This window comes from Streptomyces sp. NPDC054849 (genome assembly GCF_053610945.1).
The window spans coordinates 1-13053 of the sequence record NZ_JBSGZI010000156.1 but is presented as its reverse complement, the minus strand read 5'-3'; the positions used below and the strand labels follow the sequence as shown (position 1 = coordinate 13053).

Below are 13053 nucleotides of genomic sequence, written 5' to 3'. Positions count from 1 at the left end.
GGATGGACCCGCCCCCTTCGCCTCTGCCTGTCAGCCCTTGCGGGAGTAGTTCGGTGCTTCGACCGTCATCTGGATGTCGTGCGGGTGGCTCTCCTTGAGGCCCGCCGAGGTGATCCGGACGAAACGGCCGCGGTCCTGCAGCTCGGGGACGGTGCGGCCGCCGACGTAGAACATCGACTGGCGCAGGCCGCCGACGAGCTGGTGCACGACCGCGGAGAGCGGGCCGCGGTACGGGACCTGGCCCTCGATGCCCTCGGGGATGAGCTTGTCGTCGCCGCCCACGCCCTCCTGGAAGTAGCGGTCCTTGGAGAAGGAGCGCTGGTCGCCGCGGGACTGCATCGCGCCGAGCGAGCCCATGCCTCGGTAGGACTTGAACTGCTTGCCGTTGATGAAGAGCAGCTCGCCAGGGGACTCCTCGCAGCCCGCGAGCAGCGAGCCGAGCATCACCGTGTCGGCGCCCGCGACCAGGGCCTTCGCGATGTCGCCGGAGTACTGCAGGCCGCCGTCGCCGATGACCGGGACGCCGGCCGCCTTCGCGGCGAGCGAGGCCTCGTAGATCGCGGTGACCTGCGGGACGCCGATGCCGGCGACGACGCGGGTGGTGCAGATGGAGCCGGGTCCGACGCCGACCTTGATGCCGTCGCAGCCGGCGTCGATCAGCGCCTGGGCGCCGTCGCGGGTGGCGACGTTGCCGCCGATGACGTCGACGGTGGAGTTCGACTTGATCTTGGCGACCATGTCGCCGACCAGGCGGGAGTGGCCGTGGGCGGTGTCGACGACGATGAAGTCGGCACCCGCCTCGATCAGGGCCTGGGCGCGCTCGTACGCGTCACCGGCGACGCCGACGGCCGCGCCGACGAGGAGCCGGCCGCCCTTGTCCTTGGCGGCGTTCGGGTACTGCTCGGCCTTGACGAAGTCCTTGACCGTGATGAGGCCCTTGAGGATGCCCGCGTCGTCGACCAGCGGAAGCTTCTCGATCTTGTGGCGGCGCAGCAGCTCCATGGCGTCCACGCCGGAGATGCCGACCTTGCCGGTGACCAGCGGCATCGGCGTCATGACCTCGCGCACCTGGCGGCTGCGGTCCGACTCGAAGGCCATGTCGCGGTTGGTGACGATGCCGAGGAGCTTGCCGGCGGCGTCGGTGACCGGGACACCGGAGATGCGGAACTTCGCGCAGAGCTGGTCGGCCTCGCCCAGCGTCGCGTCCGGGTGCACCGTGATCGGGTCGGTGACCATGCCGGACTCGGAGCGCTTGACCAGGTCGACCTGGTTGGCCTGGTCGGCGATGGAGAGGTTGCGGTGCAGCACGCCCACGCCGCCCTGACGGGCCATGGCGATGGCCATGCGGGCCTCGGTGACCTTGTCCATGGCGGCGGACAGCAGGGGAACGTTCACGCGGACGTTCCGCGAGATCAGGGAGGAGGTGTCGATCGCATCAGGCGACATGTCCGACGCGCCCGGCAGCAGCAGCACGTCGTCGTAGGTCAGTCCGAGCGTGGCGAATTTGTCGGGCACTCCGTCGGCGGTCATGACACCTTCCCAAATGGTCTTGCTCAGCGCGGATGTCCATGCTAACGGGATCCCGACGCGTCTCATTCCACGACCAAGGTCAAGCAGAAGTTTCGTCGTTTCCTACGACTGCGACGACGGTGCAGACCCCTGCGGCTGCCGCAGATCCGGCGGCCTTACTGCTCGGCGAGCGCCCGCAGCCGGCTGAGCGCCCGGTGCTGCGCGACGCGCACCGCTCCGGGGGACATGCCGAGCATCTGCCCGGTCTCCTCCGCGGTCAGCCCGACGGCCACCCGCAGGACGAGGAGCTCGCGCTGGTTCTCCGGAAGATTGGCCAGCAGCTTCTTGGCCCAGGCGGCGTCGCTGCTGAGCAGCGCCCGCTCCTCGGGGCCCAGCGAGTCGTCGGGCCGCTCCGGCATCTCGTCGGACGGGACCGCCGTGCTGCCCGGGTGCCTCATGGCGGCCCGCTGCAGGTCGGCGACCTTGTGCGCCGCGATGGCGAAGACGAAGGCCTCGAAGGGGCGCCCGGTGTCCCGGTAGCGCGGCAGCGCCATCAGGACGGCGACGCAGACCTCCTGCGCCAGATCCTCCACGAAGTGTCGAGCGTCACCCGGAAGTCGCGACAGCCGGGTGCGGCAGTAGCGGATCGCGAGGGGGTGCACGAAGGCGAGCAGGTCGTGCGTGGCCTGTTCGTCGCCCTCCACCGCCCGGCGTACGAGCGCGCTGACACCCCCGGCACTGCCGCCTTTGGCGGCGCCGGTGGGGCCTGTGGCCGCGGGTGACCCCAGGGCCTCGTCGTCGCGCATCAATCCATGGTGCCTTGACGCCGGAGCATCCGCGGCACCGCGGCCCTTGTTGTGCATCGAAGCGTTATGAGCGGGTGCGCCGGAACTCATCATCTGCGCCCTCCCCTCCCGCTCGGCCGAATAGTCCCCGAGAGACTCCACACCCTCAAGGATGCGGCATCGCGCACGAAGCGAGACGTCCCCCGGATTGTGCCCCGCCAACCCCCGGGTGCGCACCGGGTACGGCGGGACAGGGCTGACCCGACGACGAGAAGGTGACGAGGGCGGCGCGCCGCCCCGTCCGCCGGTGGCGGACGGGACCGCTCTCGATGATCAGCGGTCTGCGGCGGGCCGGGCCGGGCCCGGCCACGACCCGGAGGTCAGCGGACCAGACCCCAGCGGAAGCCGAGGGCCACGGCGTGCGCCCGGTCGGAGGCGCCGAGCTTCTTGAACAGCCTGCGGGCGTGCGTCTTGACCGTGTCCTCGGAGAGGAAGAGCTCGCGCCCGATCTCCGCATTGGACCGGCCGTGGCTCATGCCCTCCAGCACCTGGATCTCGCGCGCGGTGAGCGTGGGCGCGGCGCCCATCTCCGCCGAGCGGAGCCGGCGCGGGGCCAGTCGCCAGGTCGGGTCGGCGAGGGCCTGGGTGACCGTGGCCCGCAGTTCGGCGCGCGAGGCGTCCTTGTGCAGATAGCCCCGGGCGCCGGCGGCGACCGCGAGGGCCACGCCGTCCAGGTCTTCGGCGACCGTCAGCATGATGATGCGGGCACCGGGGTCGGCCGAGAGCAGCCGGCGGACCGTCTCCACACCGCCGAGCCCGGGCATCCGTACATCCATCAGAATCAGGTCGGAGCGGTCGGCACCCCAGCGGCGGAGGACTTCCTCGCCGTTGGCAGCCGTCGTCACACGCTCGACGCCGGGCACGGTGGCAACCGCGCGACGGAGCGCCTCTCGGGCAAGCGGGGAGTCGTCGCAGACGAGGACGGATGTCATGACCGCCCTCCGCAGCTGCTGATGCGCGTCACCTTGAGCCTCCAGGCTGGTACGTATCGTCACCTGTGCGGTCGATGCCCCCGGACACCTGTCCGAGAACTTATTGGTTCAACCGCCTTCGCACTCTCAACGATGGTCACTCGAAAGAGTTACGGGTCGGACGGACACCTTCGGCACTCTACGTGAGGAAGCGAACACGGCGTCGGCGCCACAAGCCACCTGTCCTCCATCTGGAGCTATGCCCTATTTGGCGGCTTTCCTTCCGTTTGGCACGTGTCTGAGGCTAGATTCCCAATGAGTCATATTTACATCTACTCCGACAGTAGGTGTGGAGACCCTTGGAGACATGGACCGTATCCGCCTCAGTACCGGCACCAAGAGGACTACCCATGGCAGATTTCTCCCGCCTCCCCGGACCTAACGCCGACCTCTGGGACTGGCAGCTGCTCGCTGCCTGCCGCGGGGTCGACAGCTCCCTCTTCTTCCACCCGGAAGGCGAGCGGGGCGCGGCCAGGAGCGCGCGCGAGGCCTCGGCTAAAGAGGTCTGCATGAGATGCCCGGTGCGCGCGGAATGCGCCGCGCACGCACTCGCCGTCCGTGAGCCCTACGGGGTGTGGGGCGGCCTCACCGAGGACGAGCGCGAGGAACTGATGGGCCGCGCCCGGCATCGTCTGATCCCCGCGTCGAGTGCGATCGGACCGATCGCGCCGCACTGAGAGCCGACGAAGCGTCCGAAGGAACGTTTCTTCGAATCATCTGCCCGCCCGGGCGTGTCGCCGCCCGGCCCGCAATTCACGCGTTCGGCCGTACGCACCCTGGCGCGTGCGTACGGTCAGCGCGCGGCGGCCCGCTCCAGCTCGGCCATGGTCGCGGCCACGGCGGGCACCCGGGCCAGGTCGGGCAGGGTCAGCGCGACGATCTCCCGCTCCACGGCCGGTTCCACGGCCACCATGCTGACGCCCTTGGCCCGTACGGACTCCACCGCGAGCTCCGGCAGCACCGCGACGCCCAGCCCCGCGCCGACCAGGCCGACCACCGCCGGATAGTCGTCGGTGGCGAAGTCGATGCGCGGCGTGAAGCCCGCGCCCTCGCACACCTCCACGAGATGGCGGCGGCAGCGCGGGCAGCCCGCGATCCAGGGCTCGTCGGCCAGCTCCGCCATGCCCACGCGCTCCGCCCCCGCCAGCCGGTGCCCCTCCGGGACCAGACCGACGAGCCGGTCGGTCAGCAGCGGCCTCACCACGAGGTCCTCCCACTCCGCGGCGGAGCCGGCCGCCCCGCCGTAACGGAAGGCCAGCGCCAGGTCGCAGTCGCCCTCCCGCAGCATCTCCACCGAGCGCGGCGGCTCGGCCTCGACCAGCGAGATGCGGGTCCCGGGGTGCTCGGCGCGCATCGCCGCGAGCGCGGTCGGCACCAGCGTGGAGCTGCCGCTGGGGAAGGACACGAGCCGGACCCGGCCCGCGCGCAGCCCCGCGATGGCCGCGACCTCCTCCTCGGCCGCGGTCAGCCCGGCCAGGATCCCCGCAGCGTGCCGGACCAGCGCCTCGCCCGCCTGCGTCAGCCGCATCTCGCGGCCGGTGCGGATGAGCAGCGGCGTGCCGGCCGACTGCTCCAGCGCCTTCATCTGCTGGGAGACGGCGGGCTGGGTGCAGCCGAGCTCGCGCGCGGCGGCGGAGAAGGACCCGGTCCCGGCGACGGCGCGCAGAACCCGGAGATGACGTGCCTCGATCACCCTTCGAGCATAAGGCCTGCTTTGACTGCCAGGTGAAATGGCCGGTGACGCTTTGGGTTCGCTCGGCTAGCGTGTCCCCCATGGGCTCCATGCATCTGATCTCCGTGAACGTCGGCCGCGCCACGGCCGTCGACTACACCGACGCCGACAGCGGGCTGACCGGCATCGGCAAGCGACCCGTCCCCGGCCCGGTCCGGGTCTCCGCACCCGGCCCCAGGGACACCGGCCTCGGCAGCGGCCTGGAGGGCGACGCCATCGGCAACCGGCGTTACCACGGCGGCGACCACCAGGCCGTGTACGCGTACGCCCGCGAGGACCTGGACCTGTGGGAGCGCGAGCTGGGCCGCGAGCTGCCCGGCGGGATCTTCGGCGAGAACTTCACCACCTCCGGCATCGACCTGAACACCGCACGGCTCGGCGACCGCTGGCGGGTCGGCGCGGACCTCCTCCTCGAAGTGGCCTCGGCCCGCATACCGTGCCGGACCTTTCAGGGGGTCCTGGGCGAGAGCGGCTGGGTCAAGCGGTTCACCCGGGAGGCTCGGCCGGGCGCGTACCTGAGGGTGATCGAGGAGGGCTCGGTCTCACCCGGCGACCCGGTCGAGATCGTCCACCGCCCCGACCACGACGTGACGGTGCAGCTCTGGTTCCGCGCCTTCACCACCGAGCGCACCCTCCTGCCGCGCACCCTGGCGGCGGGCGCGGCGATGGAGCCGGAGGCCCACGAGCGGGTGCGCCAGTACGTGGAGAAGTACGCAACCGGGGACGGGGCGAAGTAGCGCCGTCATCGCGGGAAGCTAGGTTGCGCCTATGACGACTGCGTTGATTACGGGATCCACGGCGGGCATCGGCGCCGCCTTCGCCCGGCGGCTCGCCGCCCAGGGGCACAACCTGGTGCTGGTGGCGCGCGACACCAAGCGGCTCGGCGAGCAGGCCACCGAACTGCACGACCTGCACGGCATCGAGGCCGAGGTGCTGGCCGCCGACCTCGCCACCGAGGAGGGCATCGCGTCGGTCGAGCGGCGCCTCGGCGACCGTACGCACCCGGTCGACCTGCTGGTCAACAACGCGGGCTTCGGCAACAAGGGGCGCTACCTCGAGGTCTCCATGGCCGACGAGCTGACCATGCTGAAGGTGCACATCGAGGCGGTCCTGCGGCTGACCTCGGCCGCCACGGAGTCGATGCGCTCGCGCGGCCGCGGCGGCGTGATCAACGTGGCCTCGGTGGCCGCGTTCGTACCCCGCGGCACGTACGGGGCGAGCAAGGCCTGGGTCGTGCAGTTCACCCAGGGTGCGGCGCGGGACCTGTCGGGGTCCGGCGTGCGGCTGATGGCCCTGTGTCCAGGCTTCGTCCGGACGGAGTTCCACCAGCGCGCCGGCATGGGCACGGACAACATCCCCGGCTGGATGTGGCTGGACGCCGACAAGCTGGTGACCGCGGCTCTGGCCGACCTGGCACGGGGCAGGACGGTGTCGGTCCCGGACCCGCGGTACAAGGCGCTGATGGGCGTGGTGAAGCTGACGCCACGCGGGCTGTTGGGCGGCGTGTCCTCGCGTACGGGCCGCAAGTACGGCCCGCAATAGCCCCGGAGGGCCGCCCGGACGGGCCGACTACAAGCGGCCAACTGTATGAAATCTCCCTAAACTGGACCTGTCCTATCCAGCGCGGGAGGCGACGCGATGACATTCGTACAAGTGATCGATTATGAGACCAGGCGGTTCGACGAGATGAACGCGCTCATCGACCGCTGGGCGGAGCAGAGCAGCGGCAGGCGCACCGCCACGCACACGATGATCGGCCAGGACCGCGAGGCTCGGAACCACTACGTGGACATGGTGGAATTCGCCTCCTACGAGGAGGCGATGAAGAACTCTCACCTCCCCGAAACGGACCGGATGTTCCAGGAGATGGTGGCCCTCTGTGAGGGAATGCCGAAGTTCATGAACCTCGACGTGGTCCGCGACGAGCACCTCAACAAGCAGCTCGCCGAGCGGGTGTTCCGGGAAGCGGCCATGGACGGCAACATGAGCGTTTTCGACGAGTGCTTCGCGACGAACTACATCGACCACGACGCCAGCAAGGAGGAGCCCACCGTCATCGGACGCGACGCCATGCGGTCGGACATGGAGACCTGGCGCGCCGCCTTCGACATCACCTTCGAGCCGATGGCCCAGCTCGCCGAGGGCGACATGGTCACGACGGTGTGGAACTGGCGCGGAACCCACAAGGGCCCGTTCATGGGAGTCGAACCCACCGGGGAGACGTACGAGATGTCCGGGAGCACGACCTTCCGGTGCCAGGACGGAGAGATCGTCGAGGGCTGGTGGCACTACAACCCCGCGGTCCTGCAACGGCAGATGGGCGGATCTGGTTCTCCGTACGGATCCTGAGGGCCGAACCACGGGAAAGGCCCCGTTCCGCAGCTGCGGAACGGGGCCTTTCCCGGGCGTGGTGCGTGCGATCAGTGGCTGTGGCCGTGACCGCCGTGGCCGTGACCGGCGTCGCCCTCGTCGTCCGCCGGCTTCTCGACGACCAGGGTCTCGGTCGTGAGCAGCAGGGAGGCGATGGAAGCGGCGTTCTCCAGCGCGGAACGGGTGACCTTCACCGGGTCGATGACGCCGGCCTTGACCAGGTCGCCGTACTCGCCGGTGGCGGCGTTGAAGCCCTGGCCCTTGTCGAGCTCGGCGACCTTCGAGGTGATGACGTACCCCTCGAGACCGGCGTTCTCGGCGATCCAGCGCAGCGGCTCGACGGCGGCGCGGCGCACGACCGCGACACCGGTGGCCTCGTCGCCCGACAGGCCGAGGTTGCCCTCGAGGACCTTGACGGCGTGGACGAGCGCGGAGCCACCGCCGGAGACGATGCCCTCCTCGACCGCGGCGCGGGTCGCCGAGATGGCGTCCTCGAGACGGTGCTTCTTCTCCTTGAGCTCCACCTCGGTGGCGGCGCCGACCTTGATGACGCAGACGCCGCCGGCGAGCTTCGCCAGGCGCTCCTGCAGCTTCTCGCGGTCCCAGTCCGAGTCGGTGGACTCGATCTCGGCCTTGATCTGGTTGACGCGACCGACGACTTCCTCGTGGCTGCCGCCACCGTCGACGATGGTCGTGTCGTCCTTGGAGATGGTGACGCGGCGGGCGGAGCCCAGTACGTCCAGACCGGCCTGGTCGAGCTTGAGGCCGACCTCCTCGGCGATGACGGTGGCACCGGTGAGGGTGGCCATGTCCTGGAGCATCGCCTTGCGACGGTCACCGAAGCCGGGGGCCTTGACGGCGACCGCGTTGAAGGTGCCGCGGATCTTGTTGACGACGAGGGTGGAGAGCGCCTCGCCCTCGACGTCCTCGGCGATGATCAGCAGCGGGCGGGAGCCGCCGGCCTGGATGACCTTCTCCAGCAGGGGCAGGAGGTCCTGGATCGAGGAGATCTTGCCCTGGTTGATCAGGATGTACGGGTCGTCGAGGACGGCCTCCATACGCTCCTGGTCGGAGACCATGTACGGGGAGAGGTAGCCCTTGTCGAAGGCCATGCCCTCGGTGAACTCCAGCTCCAGGCCGAAGGTGTTGGACTCCTCGACGGTGATGACACCGTCCTTGCCGACCTTGTCCATCGCCTCGGCGATGAGCTCGCCGACCTGCTGGTCCTGCGCGGAGAGCGCAGCCACGGCGGCGATGTCGGACTTGTCCTCGATCGGGCGGGCGGTCGCGAGGAGCTCCTCGGACACGGCCTTGACCGCGGCGTCGATGCCCTTCTTCAGGGCGGCCGGGGAGGCACCCGCGGCGACGTTGCGCAGACCCTCGCGGACCAGCGCCTGGGCCAGCACGGTGGCGGTGGTGGTGCCGTCACCCGCGATGTCGTTGGTCTTGGTCGCCACCTCCTTCACGAGCTGCGCGCCCAGGTTCTCGTACGGGTCGTCCAGCTCGACCTCGCGGGCGATGGTGACACCGTCGTTGGTGATGGTGGGGGCGCCGAACTTCTTGTCGATGACGACGTTGCGGCCCTTGGGGCCGATCGTCACCTTGACCGTGTCGGCAAGCTTGTTGACGCCGCGCTCGAGGGCGCGACGGGCGTCCTCGTCGAACTTCAGGATCTTCGCCATGGCAGCGGTTCAGCCCTCTCGAAAACTCGGGTTTAACGAGCTGCGCCCCTCGCCGCCCGGCAATCAGCGGGGTGACCAGGGGCGCAGCTCAAAGCAGTACTGATGAAGAGAATTACTTCTCGACGATCGCGAGCACGTCGCGAGCCGAGAGGACGAGGTACTCCTCGCCGCTGTACTTCACTTCGGTGCCGCCGTACTTGCTGTAGAGCACGATGTCGCCGACGGTGACGTCCAGCGGGAGACGCTGGCCGTCCTCGAAGCGACCCGGGCCAACCGCGAGGACGACGCCCTCCTGGGGCTTCTCCTTCGCGGTGTCCGGGATGACCAGGCCGGAGGCCGTGGTCTGCTCGGCGTCGAGCGGCTGGACCACAATGCGGTCCTCAAGCGGCTTGATGGCAACCTTGGAGCTGGCGGTCGTCACGATCCGACCTCCCCCTTCGGAGATCCGGGGTTAACTGTCTGAGGTGGCGACCAGGTCGATCCGTCGTCGCGGGTGCCGGATCTGCCTGTCGCTGTGTTGGCACTCACCAGGGGCGAGTGCCAGGTGCGAGACTATTCCGGCGATTAGCACTCGGTCAAGCGGAGTGCCAATTCCCGACCCCCGGGCGTTGCGCGGACCGGACTCCGAGCCCCCCAAAACCGGGGCGTTCGGCGCTTCGAGATCAGCACCATCCCGATCATGACCAGGACAAACTCCGGCGTGCGCCGACACCACGCCGTCCCCGCGACCGTCGGCCTCGCGTTCGACATGCGGATGTTTTCGGCCGCCGTACCGTGACCGGTTTCCCAGCTGACGGGGGTGGAGGGCGCCTTCCATCCGGAGCGGTGCACCCGGGAGGAGTCCCCGGACGCAGCGCCGGTGGCGGCATGCCGAGGATCTTCACCGCCCCTGACGGATCGTTCACGATCCCGCAGATCGAGCCGGCGGCCGGTTCGACACGCCGCCGGCCGGGCCGGCGGCGTCCCGCACCGGCGGGGGGCGGCGGTGGGACGGGACGCCGGAAGCCGGCGCCTCGCCTGTTCGATCTACGGCAGTTCGTGACGCAGGCGGAGAACCTGTCCGGCGACAGTTCAGCTCATGCCCCTTCCCGTCGAGGGCTGCGGAAGGAACCATGGGGAGGACGTCAACGTCGTAGATGATATGAAGATAAAGCGCCTCATTACCGAGCAGATCGGACCCAAGGCCGCCACGACCCCGGACCCACCGGGCGCCGCGTCCGCACCTCCGGCGCCACGTGAGGCGTGGCGTGGGGCGTGGCGTGGGGCGTGGCGTGGGGCGTGGCGTGAGACTTCGCGTAAGGCTGCATCTCCGCCGCCCTCCCCGCCCTCCCCGTTCTCCCCGCCGTCCACTCGGTCCGCCCCCAAGGAGGGTGGCGGCATCCCGTGCGTGGACTGAAACCCCTGACGTCGGCGGGCGCCCGCCGACGGACCGAGGCGCTGCTCCTGGTCTTCGTCGTCGTCATCGCCGTCTTCGGCCACGCCGCCGCGGGCCTCGCCATGAACGACCGGCTGCCGCCCAACCTCGCCGGCTTCGCCGTCAGCATGACCCTGCTGTCCCTGGTGGGGCACTTGGGCGTGCGCCGCTTCGCGGCCTACGCGGATCCGCTGGTCTTCCCGCTCGCCATGCTGCTGACCGGGCTGGGGCTGGTCCTGATCCACCGGCTCGACCAGGGGTACATCGAGAGGTACAACTCGGACGCGAACGCTCCGGGTCAGCTGATGTGGACGGTTGTCGGCGTCGCCGCCTGCCTCGCGGTGGTGGCCTTGCTGCGCGACCACCGGCTGCTGCAGCGGTTCATCTACATCACGATGGCCGTCGCCCTGGTGCTGCTGATCGCGCCGGCCTTCTTCGGCGCGGACACCTACGGCGCCAAGCGGTGGATCATCCTCTTCGGCTTCTCCCTGCAGCCCGGCGAGTTCGTGAAGATCATGATCGCGATCTTCTTCGCCGGCTACCTGGTCATCCACCGCGACTCGCTGGCACTGACGGGCCGGAAGTTCCTCGGCATGCGGCTGCCCCCGATGCGCCAGCTCGGACCCATCATCACGGTGTGGATCGTCTCGATGCTGGTACTGGTCTTCGAACGCGACCTCGGCACCTCGCTGATCTTCTTCGGGGTCTTCGTGGTGATGCTGTACGTCGCCACCGAGCGCACCAGCTGGATCATCTGCGGCCTGCTCATGGCCTCGGCGGGCGCCTTCGTGGTCGGCTCGACGGAGCCGCACGTCAAGGCGCGCGTGGCGGCCTGGCTGGACCCGCTCTCCGTCTACCTGCCGAACCCACCCCCGGGCGTCACCTCGGACCAGTCGGCGCAGGCCCTGTTCAGCTTCGGCACGGGCGGCATCTCCGGGACCGGCCTCGGCATGGGACACCCGGAGCTGATCAAGTTCGCGGGGCGCAGCGACTTCATCCTCACGACGGTGGGCGAGGAGCTCGGCCTCGCGGGGGTCATGGCCGTACTGATCCTCTACGCCCTCCTCGTGCAGCGGGGGCTGCGGATGGCGCTCGGCGCCCGCGACCCCTTCGGCAAACTGCTCGCGGTGGGCCTGGCCGCGGCGCTGGCCCTGCAGGTCTTCGTGGTCGCGGGCGGCGTCACGGGTCTGATCCCCCTGACGGGCAAAGCCCTCCCCTTCCTGGCCAAGGGCGGCTCATCCCTCCTGGCCAACTGGATCATGATCGCCCTCCTCCTGCGCATCAGCGACAGCGCGGAACGCCAACGCGAGGCGGACACCCACGGCCCGGCGGAAACGACGATCACCCCGGCGGTGCGGGTGTAGGGGCGGCGCGGGCGAGGGGTGGGTGTCGGGCGAGGCGGTGGCCTGCTGGGCGGGGTCGATGGCCTGGGCGGGGTCGATGGCCTGCTGGGCAGGGTCGGGACTGCGGCGGGGGGAGGGTGGCGGGAGCCGGGCGGGCAGGAGCGGGACCGTGCGGCGGCGACTGCGGATGCCGGGAGCCGGGCGGGCGGGTTCGGATCGCTCAGGCGGGGGCTTCGGCGGGCGGGAGCCGGCTGGGCGGTATCAGAGTTGGTTTGGGGGTTTCCCGTCAGTCTCATCGTCTCTCCGTGTCGGGCCGGTCCCTCAAGGGCGCTCCTTCGTCGCGTCGCTGCGCGATGGCCTGCGGCCACCCTTGACCGACCGTCCCGCCACGGACATACGAAGACCGACGGGAACCCCCCAAAGGAACGGGCCGGCCATTCCTGATCCACAACGGCCCGATCAGCGACCCCCGGCCGGGTCGGGGGGCGCATCAAATCGCTACACACTTCCCGGTGATGGCGGCCGGCGCCCGTCTGTGGCCGGACATAGGCCGCCACAGATCGCTACGCGCTTCTCGACGAGCGCGACTGACGGCCGTCTGGGGCTGATCGAGGCCTGAGAAGGGGACGGAGGGGCGGATGCTCGGCTCAGCCGAGGTGTACCCCCATCAAGGCGAGGCACGCATCACAAGACGACGCCCAAAATGGGGTAATAGGGCAATTTGCTGGCCTTTTCGGCCGTCCGCCCCACCAGACCCGGGTACGCATCGGAATAGCCGTTGTCTGGTGCCTTTCCTCCCTCAAGCGGCTGTCAGACGCCGTCATCGACCACCCCAAGGACCGTGGGCGGCCTATGACCAGGCACAGACAGCCGCCAGTCGCCATCACCGGGAAGTGTGTAGCGATCTGACGCGCCTGACCAGCCCCAGACGGACTGCGGACGCCTAGACGTGAGGAGCGCGTAGCGATCGGTGGCGGCTTATGTCCAGCCCCAGACGGATCGCAGACGCCGAGACATGAGGAGCGCGTAGCGATCGGTGGCGGCCTATGTCCAGCCCCAGACGGATCGCAGACGCCGAAACGTCAGGAGCGCGTAGCGATTTGATGCGCCCCCCGACCCGGCCGGGGGTCGCTGATCGGGCCGTTGTGGATCAGGAATGGCCGGCCCGTTCCTTTGGGGGGTTCCCG

General features: G+C 69.8%; 11 protein-coding genes. 5 read left to right on the top strand and 6 right to left on the bottom strand.

Going from position 1 to position 13053, the window contains the following annotated elements:
• Positions 1 to 30: 30 nt before the first annotated feature.
• The 3 genes from guaB to ACWGIF_RS36520 form a co-directional block, all read right to left on the bottom strand.
• On the bottom strand, positions 31 to 1530 hold the full coding sequence (guaB, locus tag ACWGIF_RS36530; RefSeq protein WP_453504013.1) for an IMP dehydrogenase: 1500 nt from the start codon (positions 1528 to 1530) through the stop codon (positions 31 to 33).
• A gap of 155 nt (positions 1531 to 1685) precedes the next feature.
• Positions 1686 to 2315: a sigma-70 family RNA polymerase sigma factor gene (locus ACWGIF_RS36525; protein WP_030389108.1), complete on the bottom strand. Its 630-nt coding sequence runs from the start codon at positions 2313 to 2315 to the stop codon at positions 1686 to 1688.
• 359 nt (positions 2316 to 2674) lie between these two features.
• The gene (locus ACWGIF_RS36520) at positions 2675 to 3286 is read right to left on the bottom strand and encodes a response regulator transcription factor (protein ID WP_003948568.1); all 612 of its coding nucleotides are present in this window, start codon (positions 3284 to 3286) and stop codon (positions 2675 to 2677) included.
• A gap of 389 nt (positions 3287 to 3675) precedes the next feature.
• On the opposite strand from ACWGIF_RS36520, the gene ACWGIF_RS36515 reads away from it, so the two are divergent.
• On the top strand, positions 3676 to 4002 hold the full coding sequence (locus ACWGIF_RS36515; RefSeq protein ID WP_031145825.1) for a WhiB family transcriptional regulator: 327 nt from the start codon (positions 3676 to 3678) through the stop codon (positions 4000 to 4002).
• Between the two features lie 116 nt (positions 4003 to 4118).
• On the opposite strand, the gene ACWGIF_RS36510 is transcribed toward ACWGIF_RS36515, so the two are convergent.
• The gene (locus ACWGIF_RS36510; protein ID WP_453504011.1) at positions 4119 to 5018 is read right to left on the bottom strand and encodes a LysR family transcriptional regulator; all 900 of its coding nucleotides are present in this window, start codon (positions 5016 to 5018) and stop codon (positions 4119 to 4121) included.
• An 89-nt stretch (positions 5019 to 5107) separates the two neighbouring features.
• Between ACWGIF_RS36510 and ACWGIF_RS36505 the strand changes: the two genes are divergently transcribed.
• The 3 genes from ACWGIF_RS36505 (at position 5108) to ACWGIF_RS36495 (ending at position 7406) form a co-directional block, all read left to right on the top strand.
• Positions 5108 to 5794 (top strand): MOSC domain-containing protein, encoded by a 687-nt coding sequence (locus ACWGIF_RS36505; RefSeq protein ID WP_453504014.1) that lies wholly within the window; start codon positions 5108 to 5110, stop codon positions 5792 to 5794.
• 31 nt (positions 5795 to 5825) lie between these two features.
• Positions 5826 to 6599 carry an SDR family NAD(P)-dependent oxidoreductase gene (locus ACWGIF_RS36500; RefSeq protein ID WP_453504009.1) on the top strand — a complete coding sequence of 258 codons (774 nt, stop codon included), beginning with the start codon at positions 5826 to 5828 and terminating at the stop codon, positions 6597 to 6599.
• Positions 6600 to 6695: 96 nt separating this feature from the next.
• A complete protein-coding gene (locus tag ACWGIF_RS36495) occupies positions 6696 to 7406 on the top strand; it encodes an ester cyclase (protein ID WP_453504007.1) in 711 nt (236 codons plus the stop codon).
• A 71-nt stretch (positions 7407 to 7477) separates the two neighbouring features.
• Here ACWGIF_RS36495 and groL read toward each other — a convergent pair whose 3' ends face one another.
• Together groL and groES are read right to left on the bottom strand one after the other, a co-directional pair.
• Positions 7478 to 9109, bottom strand: a complete 1632-nt coding sequence (groL, locus tag ACWGIF_RS36490; protein WP_453504005.1) for a chaperonin GroEL — start codon at positions 9107 to 9109, stop codon at positions 7478 to 7480.
• Between the two features lie 112 nt (positions 9110 to 9221).
• Positions 9222 to 9530 carry a co-chaperone GroES gene (groES, locus tag ACWGIF_RS36485; RefSeq protein ID WP_030011064.1) on the bottom strand — a complete coding sequence of 103 codons (309 nt, stop codon included), beginning with the start codon at positions 9528 to 9530 and terminating at the stop codon, positions 9222 to 9224.
• A 962-nt stretch (positions 9531 to 10492) separates the two neighbouring features.
• On the opposite strand from groES, the gene ACWGIF_RS36480 reads away from it, so the two are divergent.
• Positions 10493 to 11887: an FtsW/RodA/SpoVE family cell cycle protein gene (locus tag ACWGIF_RS36480; RefSeq protein WP_453504004.1), complete on the top strand. Its 1395-nt coding sequence runs from the start codon at positions 10493 to 10495 to the stop codon at positions 11885 to 11887.
• Positions 11888 to 13053 lie beyond the last annotated feature (1166 nt).